The following is a 16726-nucleotide window of genomic DNA, read 5'->3' on the forward strand; positions in this document are numbered from 1 at the left end:
GTATGGAGATGCTGCTGCCGGCACTGGCCTCGCCGCCGTCCAAGATCGCCCTCCGGTTCCCCGAGCGGGAGCTGACGTACGAGCGGTTGGCGCGCGAGGCGCGTGCGGTCGCGGCCGGGTTGGTGGGCAGGCGGCGGGTCGCGGTGTGGGCCCGGTCGACGCCCGAGACGTGCGTGGCGGTCGTCGGCGCGCTGCTGGCGGGTGTGCCGGTCGTGCCGCTCAACCCCAGGATCGGGGAACGGGAGCTCGCGCACGTCCTCGCCGACAGCGCGCCTGACCTCGTGATCGACGACGAGCTGCCGTCCGGTCCGGTGGTCGACCTGCCGGAGCCGGACGGCGAGGCGCCCGCGTTGATCGTCTACACGAGCGGCACGACAGGACCACCCAAAGGTGTGGTGCTGCCGAGGCGTGCGCTGGCGACGAACCTCGACGCGCTGGCGGCGGCGTGGGCGTGGACCGAGGACGACGTGGTGGTGCACGGCCTGCCGCTGTTCCACGTGCACGGACTCGCCGTCGGGGTGATCGGGCCGTTGCGGCGCGGTGGGACGGTGCGCCACCTCGGGTCGTTCAGCGTGGCGAAGGCCGCCGAGGCGTTGGGCGACGGCGGCACGATGCTGTTCGGCGTGCCGACCATGTACCACCGGACCGCGGCCGAACCCGAGCACGCGGGGGCGTTCGGCAAGGCCCGGCTGCTGGTGTCCGGCTCGGCCGCGCTGCCCGCGTCGCTGCACGAGCGCATCGAGCAGCTGACCGGCCAACGGGTGGTCGAGCGGTACGGGATGACCGAGACGTTGATGAACACCAGCGTGCGGGCGGACGGCGACCGGCGGCCCGGCACGGTGGGGTTGCCGCTGGACGGGGTGGAGCTGCGGGTCGTGGGCGGCGGGTCGGGTGATCGAGCGGGTGACGAGCCCGGCGAGATCGAGGTGCGCGGGCCGAACCTGTTCCTGGAGTACCTGAACCGCCCGGACGCCACGCGTGAGGCGTTCCGCGACGGCTGGTTCCGCACCGGCGACCTGGCCGTGGTCGAGCCGGACGGGTACGTGCGGATCGTCGGCCGGCGCGCCACGGACCTGATCAAGAGCGGTGGCTACAAGATCGGCGCGGGCGAGATCGAGAACGCCCTGCTGGAGCACCCCTCGGTGGCCGAGGTGGCGGTGACGGGCGAGCCGGACGACGACCTGGGTGAGCGAGTGGTGGCGTGGGTCGTGGTGAACGGCGAGCCGCCCGCGCCGGAGGCGTTGAGCGATCACGTGGCCCGGCTGCTGTCGCCGCACAAGCGGCCGAGAGTGGTCCGGTACGTGGACTCGTTGCCCCGCAACGACATGGGCAAGGTGCTGAAGCGGGAACTGCGGTGAACCCGCTCGGCTGGCCGGGGTACGAGGCCCAGCTCGACCGGGCGCGGGAACGGTCCGGTGGCGTCGAGTCGGTGTCGTGGCGACGGCAGCAGCGCTCGGTGGAGATCACCTTCGACTTCCGTTTCCTCGGTGGTTCGGTCGGCACGGCCGCCGGCGCGTTGATCGAGGAGGCGTTCACGGAGGCGCGGCTGGCGCGGCTGCCGGTGGTGTCGCGGATCGCCACCGGTGGGAGCCGGATGCAGGAGGGGATGCTGTCGCTGCGGCAGCTCCAGCGCGTGGCGCGGCTGTGCGCGACGCACCGGGAGGCCGGTCTGCCGCACGTGTCCGTGCTGCGCGACCCGACCACCGGTGGGCTGTGGGCGTCGCTGGGCGCGGGCGCGGACGTCGTGATCGGGGTGTCCGGCGCCCAGGTGGGGTTCGCGGGCAGCCGGGTGCGACCGGCGGACGATCCCGCTTACACGGCGGAAGGCCAGTTCGCGGCGGGCACGGTGGACCTCGTGGTGGAGCCGGAGGACGTCGACGCGACCGTGGCGAAGGTCCTCTTCCTGATGACGCGTGGTGACGCCGTGCCCGCTGAGGTGCCGCGCGCTCTGGGTGCTCAAGAGCTTCCCGTGGACGGGTGGAGCGCCGTTCTGCGGGCGCGCGCCGCCGGGCGTCCCCGTGCTGCGGCTTATCTCGACGACTACTTCGACTTCCGGCTGCCGATCAGCGGCGATCGGGCTGGTGGTGTGGACGCGGGGATGCTGTGCGGCATCGGGCGGCGGGGTGAGCGGGCGATCGCGTTCGCCGCGCAGACCGGGACGGCCAACACCCCGGCCGGGTTCCGCACGGCGGCTCGCCTGGTGCGGCTCGCGTCGCGGTTCGCCCTGCCCGTGTTGACGTTGGTGGACACCCCGGGCGCGGCCAACGACGTGGCGGCGGAGCGGGCCGGTGTCGGCGCGGCCATCGCGGAGCTGTTCGCCGCCGTTGCGGAAACGCGGGTGCCGATCACGACGTTGGTCATCGGCGAAGGCGGGTCCGGTGGGGCGTTGGCGCTGTCGTCGCCGGAGCACACGTGGATCACGCCTGACGCCTATTTCTCGGTGATCGCGCCAGAACTCGCGGCGGCGATTCTGAAACGCGACGACGTGCGAACGCTTGCCGAGGACTTGCGCTTGCGGCCACAGGACTTGGTGGAGCTCGGCGTGGTGCGCGGCATATCGGAACGTTGAACACCAGGCCGATTCGCCGCCGAGGCCTCAAGAGCTTGAAAGATCAAAAATGTCCGGTGAGGACGTGCTTTCAAGCTCTCAAGGCTTTGTCTTCGAACCTTGAGGAGCGGCTGGGTCAAGCGGGGAGTTCGCGGTCGACCCAAGCGCCGTGCGGGTGAAGGTGGGCGATGCGCACGTCGTCGTCCCGGCGTTCCAGCCTGATCAACAGGTGGTCCTCGGACAGACGCTCCGCCGCGCCCTCGCCCCACTCCACCGCCACCACGGCGTCCACCAGGTCGGTGTCCAGGTCGAGGTCGTCCAACTCGTCCAGGTGACCGCCGAGCCGGTAGGCGTCCACGTGCACCAAAGGCACGCCGCGACCGTTGGGCGCGGGATCGTGGACGCGGGCGATCACGAAGGTCGGCGAACTGACCCGGCCCGTCACGCCGAGGCCGTCGGCGAGGCCGCGCACCAGCGCCGTCTTGCCCGCGCCCAACGGCCCGGACAGCAGCACCAGGTCACCACCTCGCACCAGACCACCCAGCTTGCGCCCGAACTCCTCGGTGTCCTGCACCTCGGGGAGCGTCACGCTCACGCTCGTCGCCACCACCGTCGCCTGCTTTCCGACCGTTCGGCGCCACTGCGCCGAACCAATCCGACCAGGTGCCCGGTGACCAGGTCGGGTTGTTCCAACATGAGCATGTGGCCCGCCCCGGACACGCGGACCAGTTCGCCGTGCGGCATCTCCTCGGCCATCCGCTCGGCGTGCGAGAACGGCGTCAGCTTGTCCGCGTCGCCGCTGATGACGAGCACCTCGCAGTGCCGGAGGCCGGCCAGCGCCTTGTAGCGGTTGTGGGTGCCGAGGGTCTCCAGGAACTCGGTGAGCACCTGCACCGTGGCGCCGCTGATCATCTGTTCCATCAGGTCGACCAACGACGGGCTGACCTTGCCGTTCCCGAACGCCAGCGCGCGGATCCCGCTCCACGTCAGCGTCGACGCCCTGCGCCTGACCCACTCGACCAGGCCCGGCTGAAGGCCTGCGAGCCTGCCGACGCCCAGCGTCACGGGGTTGTACCGGGACAGCACGGACTTCGGCAGTCCCGCGCCGCCGACCGCGCCCGCCGCCGTGCCGACGAGCGCCACCCCGCGCACCCGGTCGGCGAACAGCTCGGGCCGCTGCTCGGCCAACGCCATGATCGTCATGCCGCCCATGGAGTGGCCGACCAGCACCAACGGGCCGTCGGGGGCCATCGAGCGGATCACCGCGTCGAGGTCCTTGGCGCACTGCTCGATCGTGCTGCCCTCGACGGTGGACCGACCGGAACGGCCGTGGCTGCGCTGGTCGTACAGGATCTGGCGCACGCGGGGCTCGACGAGCGGGGCCAGGTCGCGGCGCTGGAAGTGCCAGCAGCGGCGGTCGAGGGCGAAGCCGTGCACGAGGACGACCGTGACGTCGGGCTTCCCGCCGTCCTCCGGGTCGACCTCCTCGGCCGACAGCGGCACGCCGTCGTCGGCCGCGACGGTGGACTCGCGGGTCGGGGTGAGGCGGCCGAGCGGTTCGTCGGCGAGCGGGTCGTCGGCCTGGCGGTCGTTCGAGACCTTCTTCTGGTTCGCGGCCACGCCGACCGCGACACCGGTCGCGGCAGCGCCGAGGATGCCGCCGGCCCAACCGACGGCCTTCCACACCGTGTTCACGGGCGTGTCCCGACATACGTCCGGGTGACACGCGGTCGGTACATGCCGGTGACGATCTCGTAGTCGATGGTGCCGGTGGTGTCGGCCCACTCGCGGGCCGTCGGCTCGCCCTCGCCGCCGGATCCGAACAGCACGACCTCGTCCCCCTCCACCACCGCGTCGTCGCCGCAGTCGACCACGACCTGGTCCATGCAGATCCGGCCGACGACCGGGCGACGACGCCCGGCCAACCAGACGTCCATCCGGTTCGACAGGCTGCGCGGCACGCCGTCGCCGTAACCGACGGGCACCAGGGCCAGGTTCGTGTCGCTCCTCGCGGTCCAGCTCAGACCGTAGGACACCGATTCACCGGCGGGGATGCGCTTGGCGAGCGCGACTGCGGACCGGAACGTCATCACGGGGCGCAGGTCGGCGGGCACGGGCACCGGGTTGAGGCCGTAGATCGCGATGCCCGGGCGGACCAGGTCGAGGTGGAGGTCGGGGCGGGTGATGAGGGCGGCGGAGTTGGCGATGTGGCGGCGCGGGTCGAGGCCGGCGGCGAGCGCTTCGCGGTAGGCGTCGTCGAAGCGCTCGGCCTGGGCGTCGGTGCCGCGGTGGCCGATCTCGTCGGCGACGGCCAGGTGTGACCAGATCGAGTGAACTTCGACGTTGTGGGTCTTGGCGGCGCGTTCGACCAGCTCGGGCCAGCGGGTGGCCGGGCAGCCGTTGCGGGACAGGCCGGTGTCGATCTTGAGGTGGACGCGGGCGGTCTTGCCGGCCTTGTCGGCCGCCGCCGAGATCTCCTCCAGTTGGGCGAGGGAGGAGGCGGACAGGTCGACGTCCTGCTCGATGCCGGGCGCGTAGTCCGTGCCGAAGGGGTCCAGCCAGGCCAGGATCGGCACGGTGAGGCCGGCCGCGCGCAGCGCCAGGGCTTCGGCCAGGGAGCAGGAGCCGAGCCACGTCGCGCCCGCCTCCACCGCCGCTCTGGCCACCTCCACGGCGCCGTGCCCGTACCCGTCGGCCTTGACGACGGCCATCGTGTCGGCGTTGGGCGCGAGGGCGTCGAGGTGGGCGACGTTGTGCCGGAGGTTGTCGAGGTCGATCACGACCTCAGCGCGAGGAGCAGCCATAACGCCGTTCATGGTGACACAGCCAACCCGAACCGCCCGCGAGAGTCCTACGTTCAGAACGCGCGTGTCCTGCGTTCAGGTACCCCGAGTTGAACGCTCGGAACGGGCCGCTCGCGTGCTGAGCGTTGAACTCGGGGGTTCTGAACGTAGGACACGCGCGACGCGAACGTAGGACTCACGCGCTCTGAGCGTAGGACTCTCGCGTGCTGAAGGTAGGACTCGCGCGGGGGTTAGAGGGGGTGGACGGGGCGGATGGCGCGGATGGCGTCGGGGATGGCGTGCAGGAGCGAGGTGGCGGGGATCGGGGCGCCGTCGGCGGCCAGGTCGGCGGCCAGGACGTGGACCTTCGCGGCGCAGCCCGCTGCCAGCACCGGGTCGAGGCCGGCGGCCAGGAGGGAGCCCAGCAGGCCCGACAGGACGTCGCCGGAACCCGCCGTCGCGGCCCACGACGAGCGGGCGCGGTTGACCAGGACGCGGCCGTCGGGGCCGGCGATCACGGTGGCGTGGCCCTTCAGCAGCACGACGGCGTTGTACCGCTCCGCGGCCTTCCGCGCGGCCGTCACGCGATCGTCTCCGACGGGACCGACCAGCCGCTCGTACTCGCGGTCGTGCGGCGTCAGGACCAGCGGGGTGTCGGGGTCGCGCGCGTCCCACAGGTCCGGGTTGTTGGCCAGCATGGTGATCGCGTCGGCGTCCGCGCACACGGGCACACCGGCCTCCAGGACCGTCCGCAGGACGGCCTCCGCGCCCAACCCGGTGCCGAGGCCCGGCCCGACGACCCACGCCTGCACCCGGCCCGCGTCCGTGATCGACCCCGTGCAGATCGCCTCCGGCCACCGCGCCCGCACGCCCTCGACCGCCGCACCGGCATACCTGACCAGGCCGGACGTCGACAGCAGCGCCGCACCGGTCGCCAGCACCGCCGCGCCCGGGTACGTGGCCGAACCGGCCGCCACACCCGTCACGCCCTGCGTGTACTTGTCGTCCTCCGGCCCCGGCACCGGCCACGCCCCGCCGACGTCGGCGACGTCCAACTCGACCAGGTCCGGCCCGTGCAGCTCGCCGCCCAGCCCGATGTCGACCAGCCGCACGTCACCGCAGTCGGCCAGCGCGTGCACGGGCTTGAGGCAGCCGAACGCCACGGTCGTGTGCGCGCGCACGGCGGGCCCGGAGATCGCGCCCGTGTCGGGGTCCACGCCGCTGGGCAGGTCGACCGACAGCACGGGCGCGTCGAGGTGCGCGACGTGCTCGGCGGCGTCCGGGCGCAACGGGCCGCGGGCCGAGAGGCCCACGATGCCGTCGATCACCAGGTCGACGTCGCGCAGTTCCGGGACCACCCGCCCACCGACGCGACGGAACGCGGCCAAGCCCTCGGCGTGGACTCGATCAGGTGTCAGCAGGACAGCGGACACGGTGACGCCGCGTTTGCGGAGGTAGTAGCCCGCCCAGAGCGCGTCGCCACCGTTGTTGCCCGCGCCCACGAGCAGGCCGACCCGCCGCTCGCCCGCCAGCAGCTCCGCCGCGACCACCGCGACGCCGAACGCCGCACGGCGCATCAGCGCGCCGGGCGGCACGACCGCCATGACGCGCTCTTCCGCCGCCCTGACCCGATCCGTCGTCCACAGACCCCGCATGGGGCCAAGCCTGCCCTACTCGACCGTGACGGACTTCGCGAGGTTGCGCGGCTTGTCCACGTCGTAGCCGCGGCTGCGGGCGATCTCCGCGGCCAGCACCTGCAACGGCACCGTGGAGATCAACGGCTGCAGCAGCGTCGGCACCGCCGGGATCTCGATCAGGTGATCCGCGAACGGGCGCACCGTCTCGTCACCCTCTTCAGCGATCACGATCGTGCGCGCACCCCGTGCCTGGATCTCCGAGATGTTCGACACCAGCTTCGAGTGCAGCACCGCCCGCCCCTTGGGCGACGGCATGACCACGACCACCGGCAAGCCCTCTTCGATCAACGCGATCGGGCCGTGCTTCAGCTCGCCCGCCGCGAATCCCTCGGCGTGCATGTAGGCGAGTTCCTTGAGCTTCAGCGCGCCCTCGAGCGCGACCGGGTAGCCGACGTGCCTGCCCAGGAACAGCACGGCCTTCGAGTCGGCCAGCTCGCGGCCGAGCGCGCGGACCTGGTCGATGGTGCCCAGCACCTTCTGCACCGCGTCCGCCATGGCCTCCAGCTGGTGGAACTCCTGGGCCACCTCGTCGGGGTACTTCGTGCCGCGCGCCTGCGCCAGGGCCAGGCCGACCAGGTAGTTCGCCGCGATCTGGGCGAGGAACGCCTTGGTCGACGCGACACCGATCTCCGGCCCCGCGTGCGTGTAGAGCACGGCGTCGGACTCGCGCGGGATCTGCGCGCCGTTGGTGTTGCAGACCGCCAGCACGCGAGCCTTCTGCGACCGCGCGTGACGGACGGCCTCCAACGTGTCGGCGGTCTCACCTGACTGGGAGACGGCGACGACGAGCGTGTCGCGGTCCAGCACGGGGTCGCGGTAGCGGAACTCGCTGGCCAGCTCGACCTCGACGGGCAGCCGCGTCCAGTGCTCGATGGCGTACTTGGCGACCAGGCCGGAGTGGTAGGCCGAGCCGCAGGCGACGACGAAGACCTTGTCCACGTCCCGGAGGTCCTGGTCGGAGAGGCGCTGCTCGTCGAGCACGACCCGGCCGTCGCGGAAGTGGCCGCGCAGCGTGTTGGCCAGCGCTTCCGGCTGCTCCTCGATCTCCTTGAGCATGAAGTACTCGTGGCCGCCCTTCTCGGCGGCCGACAGGTCCCAGTTCACCGTGAACGGCTTGGCCTGCGCGTCGGCGCCGTCGAAGTCGGTGACGCGGTAGCCGTCGCGGTCGATCACCACGACCTGGTCCTGGCCCAGCTCGACGGCCTCGCGGGTGTGCTCGATGAACGCCGACACGTCGCTGGCGACGAACGTCTCGCCCTCGCCGACGCCCACCACCAGCGGCGACGAACGGCGGGCGGCGACGACCACGTCCGGGTGATCCGCGTGCGTCACGACGAGGGTGAACGCGCCTTCGAGGCGGCGGACCACCGTGCGGACGCTGGCCTCCAGGTCGCCCTTGGTGTCGCCCTCGTCGTACGCACGGGCGATGAGGTGCGCGGTGGTCTCGGTGTCGGTGTCGCTGGCCATCTCGACGCCGACGGCTTCGAGTTCGGCGCGCAGGGCGGCGAAGTTCTCGATGATGCCGTTGTGGACGACGGCGACGCGGCCCGTGACGTCGCAGTGCGGGTGGGAGTTGCGGTCGATCGGCGCGCCGTGGGTGGCCCAGCGGGTGTGGCCCATGCCCGCGGTGCCGGTGAAGGCGTCGCGGCCGACCTCGTCCAGCCGTGCCTCCAGGTTCGTCAGGCGGCCGGCCTTGCGCTCGACGGCCAGGCCGCCGTCACCGTCGAGGACGGCGACGCCCGCCGAGTCGTAGCCCCGGTACTCCAGCCGCCGCAGCCCGTCGAGCACGACGTCCAGCGCCGACCTGTGTCCCACATATCCCACGATTCCGCACACGAGGCACAGCGTAACTAGACCAGGGCCGTCACCCGACAGGGCCACTTCACCGCGTTTGCGCAGGTCACCGCGTCAATTGGTGTAGACCAATCGGAACGTGCGCGCCGTCACCGCGATCGACTACCGTTCGCGGGGTGAGCGGCTACTCGGCGAAGCAGGTGCTCGACCAGCTCAGCAGGCCCGGTGAGCACCCCGTGCTGCGCGGCGACCTGGCGCTGGTCGGACTTCCGGGCCTGGTCTACACGCCCTCGGTCGGGCTGGGGCTGCCGGCGGTGGCCTTCGGGCACGGCTGGTTGCAGCCCGTCAACCGCTACCGGGCGCTGCTGCGGCACCTGGCCTCGTGGGGTTTCGTGGCCGCCGCGCCGGGGACGCAGCGCGGGCCGTTGATGTCGTCGCGGCTGATGGCCGGGAACCTGCGCACGGCGCTCGACGTGTGCACCGGCGTGCGGCTGGGTGACGGCGGGATCAGCGTGGACGCGTCACGGCTGGCGCTCGCCGGTCACTCGATGGGTGGTGGCGCGGCGGTGCTCGCGGCGGCGGACGACCCGCGCGTGCGGGCGGTCGTGACGTTGGCCGCGTCCGAGACCCGGCCGTCGGCGCTGGACGCGGCCCGGCGGGTCACCGTGCCCGGGTTGCACCTGGCCGGCGGGGAGGACCGCATCGCGCCGCCGGTCGGGCACGCGGAGGCGATCGCGGAGGCGTGGCAGGGGCCGGTGCAGCTGCGGTCGTTGCCGAAGGCCAGCCACCTGGGGTTCGCGGAGGGGCGGCACTGGAGCGAGCTGCTGCTCGACGGCAAGGGCGAGCGGGCGGCGCAGAAGCTGGCCCGGGCTCTGGTGACGGCGTTCCTGCTGCGGACGCTCAAGGGCGAGAAGAAGTGGGACGCGCTGCTGGACGGCGACGTGAAGGGCGCCGTGCTGACGTTCCGACGCGGGCCGCTGGACCGGCTGCCAACGCGATGAGCCCCGCCGGAGCGGGGCTCATGGGTCACGTCAACCAGCTCTGACCACCGAAGTCGTCGTCATCGTCCACCTGCCGCGCGGGACGGCGCGGCGGCGCGGGCGGCCGGGCCGGCTGCACCGGCGGCGGCGGGGGAACCGGCGGGCCGCTCGGGGTCCGCCCCCACTGGTTGCGGTTCGCCGGCTCCGGGCCGCGCAGGAACGAGTCACCGGGAGCCTGGGCCGCCGCGTTCGCGGCACGCGCCCGTTCCAGCGCGGCCAGCTCGTCGGCGATCTCGTCCGGCACCGCGTCGTCGTCGGCCGGGCCGAACGCGTACTCCTTCGGCTTGTTCCGGTTCGCCGCCGCCTCGCGCTTGGCCTCCGCCATCTCGCGCAGCCGCGCGACCAGCTTCTTCTCCTTCTCGACGAACTTCTGGTGGCTCTCCTTGGTCGCCTTGTCCGATTCCTCGAACTTGCGCGCGGCCAACTCCATCCGCGCCGAGTGCTCGGACTTGATGCCTTCGAGCCGTCGCTTGACGGTCTCCAGCGAGTCGAAGTCAGACACCAACGCTCCCCCCGTCCGAGCCGATCACCGGCGGTCTTCGCCCAGCAGCCCGCCCAGGCGTTGCATGCTCAGGTCGTCGTCGTCGAACAGCGACCCGGTGGTGCGCCACTGGCCGGAACTGCTGCTGCGCTCGGTGTCACCGCCACCCTGCTGCTGGCCACCACCCGCCATGCCGCCACCCATCATCCCGCCGCCCATCATGCCCCCGCCCGCGGGGGAGCCGGCGGGCTGGCCCGTGCCGCTCTCCTGCATGGTCGGCAGGGTCGCCGAACCGGGCTGGGCCGCGTGGGAGGCGTTGGTGTCGGCGAGACCTCCCTGGTCCGAGGTGGGCGGAGGGCTGCTCCACGGGTTGTCGTGGCCGGCGCTCGGTCCGCCGAGCACGGAGTCCGCGCCGTTGAAGCCCGATCCGCTGCCGAGGACCGACGCGCCGGAGGTCGAGGTCGTGCCGGCCGAGTCCGCGGCCTGCAACGGGATGCCGAGGCCGGGGTTCTGGCCGCCGCCCTGACCGAAGCCCTGGTCGAACGACGGGCCGGGCGCCGGCTGCGTGAAGACGGGTTCGGTGAAGCCGCCCGGCACGGCCGAGGGAGCGGTGAAGCCCGGCGCCGCCGGCGGCGCGGTGAACCCGGGTTGGGCGGCCGAGGGCTCGGTGAAGCCGGGCTGGGCCGCGACGGGCTCGGTGAAGCCGGGGCCGCCACCGCCGAACGCCGGCGCCCCTTCGGCCGGCATCGTGCCGATCAGCGGTTCGCCGACCGGACCGCCCTGGGGCGCCATCGAGCCGAACTCGGCCGAACCGCCGAAACCGGGCGCGCCACCACCGACACCGACACCGGCGGGCGACCCGCCCTCGGCAGGCATCGGGCCGAAGTCGGCCGTCCCGCCGAACGACGCACCACCGGCCGCCGCACCACCGAACGACGCGCCGTCGGCGCCGGCCTGAGCGGTGCCGACCATCGACTCCGCGATCAAGGGTTCCGGTCGGCCCAGGTCACCCGGCAGGTCTTCCGGCCGGGAGCCCGCGGGCTCGTCCTCGCCGAACTCGACGCCGTACTGCTCGGGCGAGCCGTCGCCGTTGTCGACGGAGAGGTTGATCTCACCGGTCAGCGGGTCGACCTCGGCCGTGATGGCGAGGCCGTCCAGCTCGATCAGCGCCTTGCCGTCCGCGCCCGCCTGCACCGGCGTCACGTCGCCGGGCGCGCCGGCGCCGCCCGCGGCGACCGGGGCCCCGGGGGTCGCGCCGGCCGCGGCCACCGGCGTGGCGCCGCTCAGCGCGCTCGCCAGGGCCGCGCCGCCGTTCTGGCCCATCAGGGCCTTCGCCGCGTCCGGGTTCGCGCTGAAGTCGACCTGGTAGCTCTTCGGCTCGCTGGTCGGCGTGTCGACGGTGATCAGCACCTGGCCCCGGGCGTCCGGCTCGGTGATCTTGATCTCGTTGTCGCCGCTCTTGATGGTGACGGTCTCCGGCGCTTCCTCGTCCGACTTGAGGCCGTCGGGCTTGCCGTCGCCGTCGAGGTCCGCCCCCGCGTCCGGCTTGCCGTCGCCGTCCAGGTCGCCGGGCACGTCGGGCTTGCCGTCGCCGTCCTTGTCGAGCGGGTTCTCCACCTTCGGGATCTCCGGCGTGCCGCCGCCACCGCCAGGGGTGCCACCGCCGCCACCGGGCGTGCCGCCGCCACCGCCGCCGGGGGTGCCGCCACCGCCGCCGGGCTGGTCGGACCCGCCCGTGCCCGGCTTGTCACCGGGCTTGTCGGCGGGCGGCTCCTCCTTGGCGGGCTCGAACGGCTTGGTGTTGAACGCGTCGATCTGCTTGCCCAGTTCTTCCCAGGCCTTGTCGACCGATTCCTTGGTCGTCTTGCAGATGTTGTCGAACAGCTCCCACTTGCCGTTCACGTCGTTGTGGAAGGTGCCCTGAAGCCATTCGCGCGACTTCTTCCGGACCTCTTCCTTCCACACGTCCTCGTCGCACGCCTCGTCGTTGATCTCGAAGTTCACGAACCCGGCCACGCGGCGCAGCAGCGCCTCGTCGTCGCTGGTCGCGCCCTGCACGACCTGCTCGACCTGCGCCGGGCTCACGCCCGCGATGTCGTAAGGGCTCGCGACGCCCTCCAGGATCGTCCGCGCCTTCGCGTTCACCAGACCGGACACCGTGTGGCACGCGGCCCGCGTGACCTCCGCGATGTGGTCGATGGCGTCGGCGTGCGTGGACGCCTTCTTCGACATGTCGGTGACGAACTGGCGGGAGTTGTCCGCCGCGGTGCCGGTCCAGTTGGCCCAGACCTTGCCCATCGACCGCTCGGCGTCCGCCTGCCGGTTGCGGGTGTCGGTGGCGACCTGGCGCAGCTCGACGATGTCGATGTCGATCTTGTGGAAGTCGATGTCGCGCTGCTCGTCGTAGCGCTTGCGCAGGTTGTCGACCGAGGTGTCGACCTTGGTGCCCACGCCGATGATGCTCTTGGCCTTCTCGTAGGCCGGCAGGAAGTTCTCGAAGTACTTCAGCCCCGGCGCGCCCGCGTCGAGCAGCTCGTTGGAGTTCGCCACGCCCGCACCGCCGTCGGACGCGCGCTGCTCGGACGCGGCCAGCGCGTCCTGCCCCGCCTGCTTCTTCTCGTTGTGCTCCTCGGTCTTCCGAGCACCTTCGTCGTACGACTTCTTGGCCTGGTCGTACGCGTTGTTCAGCCGGTCTTCCGAGCTGTCCGACCACGGCATCGAGTTGGAGAACGACTGGCCGAAGCCGTCGCCCCACGAAACGTCGTAGTCGTCGAGGTACTCCTCGAGCTCGTTGTTGTGCGTGCCGCCGAGGACGTTCCCCTCTGCGTCGGCGACGTAGTACGCCTCGAGCAGCGCCTTCTTCTGATCGTGCGGGACCGAGGGGTCGTCGACGATCTTCTTGACTTCTTCCCAGGACGGAGTCGCCATCACTTGTTCCCGGTGTTGTTGAACGAGTCGGCGTTGCCCTGGTCGGACCAGTCGTAGCCGTTGGCCGATTCGCGGAGCTTGTCGGCGACGCCGCGCATGGCGGTCGCGTGCGCGGTGATCGCCTCGGCGATCTTCGGCAGGCCGGCGAGGTAGCGGGAGCCGCCCGCGGTGTGCTCGCGGCCGAAGTCCTTGGCCGTGACCGCGCTGGACGTGACCTTGGTCTTGTACTCCTCGATGTCACCCGCGACGCCTTGGATGGTCGTCGCGGAAGCCATCAGCTCGCCCGCGTTCGCCTGGTAACCCGACATGCGCTGGTGCCTCCCCTTCGTCCCCGTTCAGACGCGACGGCGCCGTTCCGGGTTCCGACCAAGGATCGCAGCCCGGGTGGGCGGACTCGCTCGGATCGGCGAAGTCGATTGCCTTCGCGAACCGGCCTCAGCCCTGCGGTGGCGGCGTGCCGTCCGACGGCGGGCCGGGCGGGTAGGGCCCCGGGTCCTGCGGCGGCCGGCCGTGCGGCGGTTGGCCCGGTTGGCCGTAGCCAGGCTGTCCGGGCGGCGGCTGGCCCGGCCCCGGCTGGCCGTAACCAGGCTGTCCGGGCGGCGGCTGGCCCGGCCCCGGCTGGCCGAAGCCCGGTTGCCCCTGAGGCGGCTGGCCGTAGCCGGGCTGCCCTGGTGGCTGACCGTAACCGGGCTGTCCCGGAGGTGGGCCGTAGCCCGGTTGTCCCTGGCCGTAGCCCTGGGGCGGGCCGTAGCCCGGCTGCCCGTGGGGTGGGCCGTAACCGGGTGGCGGGTAGCCGCCGGGTTGGTGCGGGTGGCCGGGCGGCCGGTTGCGCTTCTTCGTGGTGACCACGATCAGGACCACCACCCCGGCGACGAGCACCAGGAAGATGATGATCAGCTCCATCGGTCCGATGTTCACCACCGGCGCACCCCCCGCGTCTTCGGTCAGTGCACCGAGGAAACCACACCGGCGAGCCGCTGCGCGGCGGACTCCGCGAGCTCGGGCGTGGCCGCCTCGACCATGACCCGCACCAACTGCTCGGTGCCGGACGGTCGCAGCAGCACCCGGCCCGTGTCGCCGAGCTCGGCCGTCACGGCGGCGACCGCCTCGTTGACGGCCGCGTCCTTCGCCACCGCCGCCTTGTCGCCGACGACCACGTTGATCAGCACCTGCGGCAGCCGGTGCATCACGCCCGCCAGCTCGGCCAGCGGCTTGCCGGTCTCCGCCATCCGCGACATCAGCCGCAACGCGGTCAGCAGGCCGTCGCCGGTGGTGGCGTGCGCCGGGAGGATCACGTGCCCGGACTGCTCGCCGCCCAGCGCGAACCCGCCCGCGCGCAGCTCCTCCAGCACGTAGCGGTCGCCGACGGCGGTGGTCTTGAGGGCGATGCCGTGCTCGCGCATCGCCAGGTGCAGGCCGAGGTTGCTCATCACGGTCGCGACCAGCGTGTTGTCGGTCAGCTCGCCGGCTTCCTTCATGCCGAGCGCCAGCACCGCCATGACCTGGTCGCCGTCGAGGTCGTTGCCGTCGGCGTCGACCGCGACGCAGCGGTCCGCGTCGCCGTCGTGGGCGATGCCCAGGTCGGCGCCGTGCTCGACCACGGCGGCACGCAGCTTCGCGACGTGGTTGGAGCCGCAGGCGTCGTTGATGTTCAGCCCGTCGGGCGCGGTGTGGATCTCCACGACCTCGGCGCCCGCGCGGCGGTAGGCGTCGGGTGCGGCCACGGACGCGGCGCCGTTCGCGCAGTCCACCACGACTTTCAGGCCGTCCAGGCGGTGCGGCGTCACCTTCAGCAGGTGCTGCACGTACTGGCCCTCGGCGTCCTCGATGTCGTGGACGCGGCCGATGCCCGCGCCGGTCGGCCGGTGGTCGCGGTCGCCCAGCTTCTGCTCGATCTCGTCCTCGACCGCGTCGGGCAGCTTGTGCCCGCCCGCGGCGAACAGCTTGATGCCGTTGTCGGGCATCGGGTTGTGCGAGGCGGAGATCATCACGCCGACGTCGGCGCCGAGCGCCGACACCAGGTAGGCGACCGCCGGTGTCGGCAGCACGCCCGCGCGCAGCACGTCCGCGCCCGCCGATGTGAGGCCGGCCACGACGGCCGCCTCCAGCATCTCGCCGCTGGCCCGCGGGTCGCGGCCGACGACCGCGACCGGCCGGTGCGAGCGGTCGTGCTCGGCCAGCACCCGTGCCGCCGAGGCGGCGATGGACAGCGCGAGTTCAGGGGTCAGGTCCGCGTTGGCGAGACCGCGTACGCCGTCAGTGCCGAACAGCCGAGCCATGATCGCCGTGACCTCCATGCACACAGGACGATGAGGGGGAAAAACACTGCGGGAGCAGCAGTTCGACGAAGAACTGACTGCTCCCGCAGGATGGTGCTCGCTCGACCAGGGAAAGGTCAGCGCTTGCTGTACTGAGGCGCCTTGCGGGCCTTCTTGAGACCGTACTTCTTCCGCTCCTTGACCCGGGGGTCACGGGTGAGGAAGCCGGCCTTCTTCAGCACCGGGCGGTCCTCGGAGTCGACGGCGATGAGCGCACGCGCGATCGCGAGGCGCAGCGCACCGGCCTGGCCGGTGGTGCCGCCGCCACGCAGGGTCGCGATGACGTCGAACGTCTCCGGCTTCTCCGTCGTCACCAGGGGCTCGCGGATGAGCTGCTGGTGCACCTTGTTCGGGAAGTAGTCGTCCATCGACTTCCCGTTCAGGGTGAACTTGCCGGTGCCGGGGAGGAGACGCACGCGGACGATGGCCTGCTTGCGCCGGCCGACCGTCTGCGCGAGGTGGTGCGCACCCGCGTTGAGGGTGTGCCGCACGACGGGCGTGCCCTCGACCTCGGCGTCCTCGGCTTCGGGGGTCTCGCCTTCGGTGGCGTCGGCTTCGGCGGCTTCCGCCTCCGGGGCCTCGGCCTCGGTGGCCTCCGCCTCGACGGCGTCGGTCTCCACGGCGTCGGTCTCGACCGCGTCGAGCTCGGCCTCAGGGGTCGTCACGTCGATGTCCTCGGTCTGGTGCTCGGTCACTGGGCGACCTTCTTGATCTCGAACGGCTGCGGCTGCTGCGCAGCGTGCGGGTGGTTCGGGCCCGTGTAGACCTTGAGCTTGCCCGCGATCGCGCGGCCGAGGCGGTTCTTGGGCAGCATGCCCTTGATCGCCTTCTCGACCAGCCGGTCGGCGCGGGTGTCGAGCACCTCGCCGAACGAGCGCTGGCTCAGGCCGCCCGGAAAACCGGAGTGCCGGTACACGAACTCCTGATCACGCTTCTTGCCGGTCAACGCCACCTTGTCCGCGTTGATGACGATGACGAAGTCACCGGTGTCAACGTGAGGTGCGTAAGTCGGCTTGTGCTTGCCGCGCAGCAGCGTCGCGGCCTGGGTGGCGAGCCGACCGAGCACCACGTCCTGGGCGTCGATCACGTGCCAGGTTCGGGTCACCTCGCCGGGCTTCGGGCTGTACGTGCGCACGG

Annotated in this window: 15 protein-coding genes; 3 read left to right on the top strand and 12 right to left on the bottom strand. The window is 72.1% G+C overall.

Going from position 1 to position 16726, the window contains the following annotated elements:
- The first annotated feature begins 8 nt into the window (after positions 1-8).
- Together AB0H12_RS16190 and AB0H12_RS16195 are read left to right on the top strand one after the other, a co-directional pair.
- Positions 9-1358, top strand: a complete 1350-nt coding sequence (locus AB0H12_RS16190) for an acyl-CoA synthetase (RefSeq protein WP_499623816.1) — start codon at positions 9-11, stop codon at positions 1356-1358.
- Positions 1355-2569 (top strand): carboxyl transferase domain-containing protein, encoded by a 1215-nt coding sequence (locus AB0H12_RS16195; RefSeq protein ID WP_499623654.1) that lies wholly within the window; start codon positions 1355-1357, stop codon positions 2567-2569. The genes AB0H12_RS16190 and AB0H12_RS16195 overlap by 4 nt, the downstream gene beginning before the upstream one ends.
- Positions 2570-2684: 115 nt before the next feature.
- Here the strand turns inward: AB0H12_RS16195 and tsaE are convergent, their stop codons facing one another.
- The 5 genes from tsaE to glmS form a co-directional block, all read right to left on the bottom strand.
- Complete coding sequence (gene tsaE, locus AB0H12_RS16200) at positions 2685-3143, bottom strand: tRNA (adenosine(37)-N6)-threonylcarbamoyltransferase complex ATPase subunit type 1 TsaE (RefSeq protein ID WP_499623656.1); 459 nt, start codon at positions 3141-3143, stop codon at positions 2685-2687.
- Complete coding sequence (locus tag AB0H12_RS16205) at positions 3140-4243, bottom strand: alpha/beta fold hydrolase (RefSeq protein ID WP_499623657.1); 1104 nt, start codon at positions 4241-4243, stop codon at positions 3140-3142. Before AB0H12_RS16205 ends, tsaE begins: the two co-directional genes overlap by 4 nt.
- The gene (gene alr, locus AB0H12_RS16210) at positions 4240-5352 is read right to left on the bottom strand and encodes an alanine racemase (RefSeq protein WP_499623658.1); all 1113 of its coding nucleotides are present in this window, start codon (positions 5350-5352) and stop codon (positions 4240-4242) included. The genes AB0H12_RS16205 and alr overlap by 4 nt, the downstream gene beginning before the upstream one ends.
- Positions 5353-5582: 230 nt before the next feature.
- Positions 5583-6986, bottom strand: coding sequence for an NAD(P)H-hydrate dehydratase (locus AB0H12_RS16215; RefSeq protein ID WP_499623659.1), 1404 nt, complete (start codon positions 6984-6986; stop codon positions 5583-5585).
- 15 nt (positions 6987-7001) lie between these two features.
- On the bottom strand, positions 7002-8864 hold the full coding sequence (glmS, locus tag AB0H12_RS16220; protein WP_499623660.1) for a glutamine--fructose-6-phosphate transaminase (isomerizing): 1863 nt from the start codon (positions 8862-8864) through the stop codon (positions 7002-7004).
- A 134-nt stretch (positions 8865-8998) separates the two neighbouring features.
- Between glmS and AB0H12_RS16225 the strand changes: the two genes are divergently transcribed.
- Positions 8999-9823 carry a dienelactone hydrolase family protein gene (locus tag AB0H12_RS16225; RefSeq protein ID WP_499623661.1) on the top strand — a complete coding sequence of 275 codons (825 nt, stop codon included), beginning with the start codon at positions 8999-9001 and terminating at the stop codon, positions 9821-9823.
- A gap of 25 nt (positions 9824-9848) precedes the next feature.
- On the opposite strand, the gene AB0H12_RS16230 is transcribed toward AB0H12_RS16225, so the two are convergent.
- From AB0H12_RS16230 to rplM, 7 genes are all read right to left on the bottom strand, one after another.
- Positions 9849-10364 (bottom strand): hypothetical protein, encoded by a 516-nt coding sequence (locus tag AB0H12_RS16230; RefSeq protein WP_499623662.1) that lies wholly within the window; start codon positions 10362-10364, stop codon positions 9849-9851.
- A gap of 24 nt (positions 10365-10388) precedes the next feature.
- Positions 10389-13271 carry a hypothetical protein gene (locus AB0H12_RS16235; protein ID WP_499623663.1) on the bottom strand — a complete coding sequence of 961 codons (2883 nt, stop codon included), beginning with the start codon at positions 13269-13271 and terminating at the stop codon, positions 10389-10391.
- Positions 13271-13579, bottom strand: coding sequence for a type VII secretion target (locus tag AB0H12_RS16240; protein ID WP_499623664.1), 309 nt, complete (start codon positions 13577-13579; stop codon positions 13271-13273). The genes AB0H12_RS16235 and AB0H12_RS16240 overlap by 1 nt, the downstream gene beginning before the upstream one ends.
- A gap of 127 nt (positions 13580-13706) precedes the next feature.
- The gene (locus AB0H12_RS16245; protein WP_499623665.1) at positions 13707-14174 is read right to left on the bottom strand and encodes a hypothetical protein; all 468 of its coding nucleotides are present in this window, start codon (positions 14172-14174) and stop codon (positions 13707-13709) included.
- A 41-nt stretch (positions 14175-14215) separates the two neighbouring features.
- The gene (glmM, locus tag AB0H12_RS16250) at positions 14216-15550 is read right to left on the bottom strand and encodes a phosphoglucosamine mutase (protein WP_230566542.1); all 1335 of its coding nucleotides are present in this window, start codon (positions 15548-15550) and stop codon (positions 14216-14218) included.
- A gap of 116 nt (positions 15551-15666) precedes the next feature.
- A complete protein-coding gene (rpsI, locus tag AB0H12_RS16255; protein WP_372470447.1) occupies positions 15667-16254 on the bottom strand; it encodes a 30S ribosomal protein S9 in 588 nt (195 codons plus the stop codon).
- A gap of 26 nt (positions 16255-16280) precedes the next feature.
- The gene (gene rplM / locus AB0H12_RS16260) at positions 16281-16724 is read right to left on the bottom strand and encodes a 50S ribosomal protein L13 (RefSeq protein WP_033436749.1); all 444 of its coding nucleotides are present in this window, start codon (positions 16722-16724) and stop codon (positions 16281-16283) included.
- Between the last annotated feature and the right edge of the window lie 2 nt (positions 16725-16726).

Source organism: Actinosynnema sp. NPDC023794 (assembly GCF_040639675.1).
Classification (GTDB): domain Bacteria; phylum Actinomycetota; class Actinomycetes; order Mycobacteriales; family Pseudonocardiaceae; genus Actinosynnema; species Actinosynnema luteola.

Coding starts and splice junctions, on each gene's coding strand:
- AB0H12_RS16190 (WP_499623816.1), top strand. CDS start 9: ATGCTGCTGCCGGCACTGGCCTCGCCGCCGTCCAAGATCGCCCTCCGG.
- alr (WP_499623658.1), bottom strand. CDS start 5,352: ATGGCTGCTCCTCGCGCTGAGGTCGTGATCGACCTCGACAACCTCCGG.
- AB0H12_RS16215 (WP_499623659.1), bottom strand. CDS start 6,986: ATGCGGGGTCTGTGGACGACGGATCGGGTCAGGGCGGCGGAAGAGCGC.
- AB0H12_RS16235 (WP_499623663.1), bottom strand. CDS start 13,271: ATGGCGACTCCGTCCTGGGAAGAAGTCAAGAAGATCGTCGACGACCCC.
- AB0H12_RS16240 (WP_499623664.1), bottom strand. CDS start 13,579: ATGTCGGGTTACCAGGCGAACGCGGGCGAGCTGATGGCTTCCGCGACG.
- AB0H12_RS16245 (WP_499623665.1), bottom strand. CDS start 14,174: ATGGAGCTGATCATCATCTTCCTGGTGCTCGTCGCCGGGGTGGTGGTC.
- glmM (WP_230566542.1), bottom strand. CDS start 15,550: ATGGCTCGGCTGTTCGGCACTGACGGCGTACGCGGTCTCGCCAACGCG.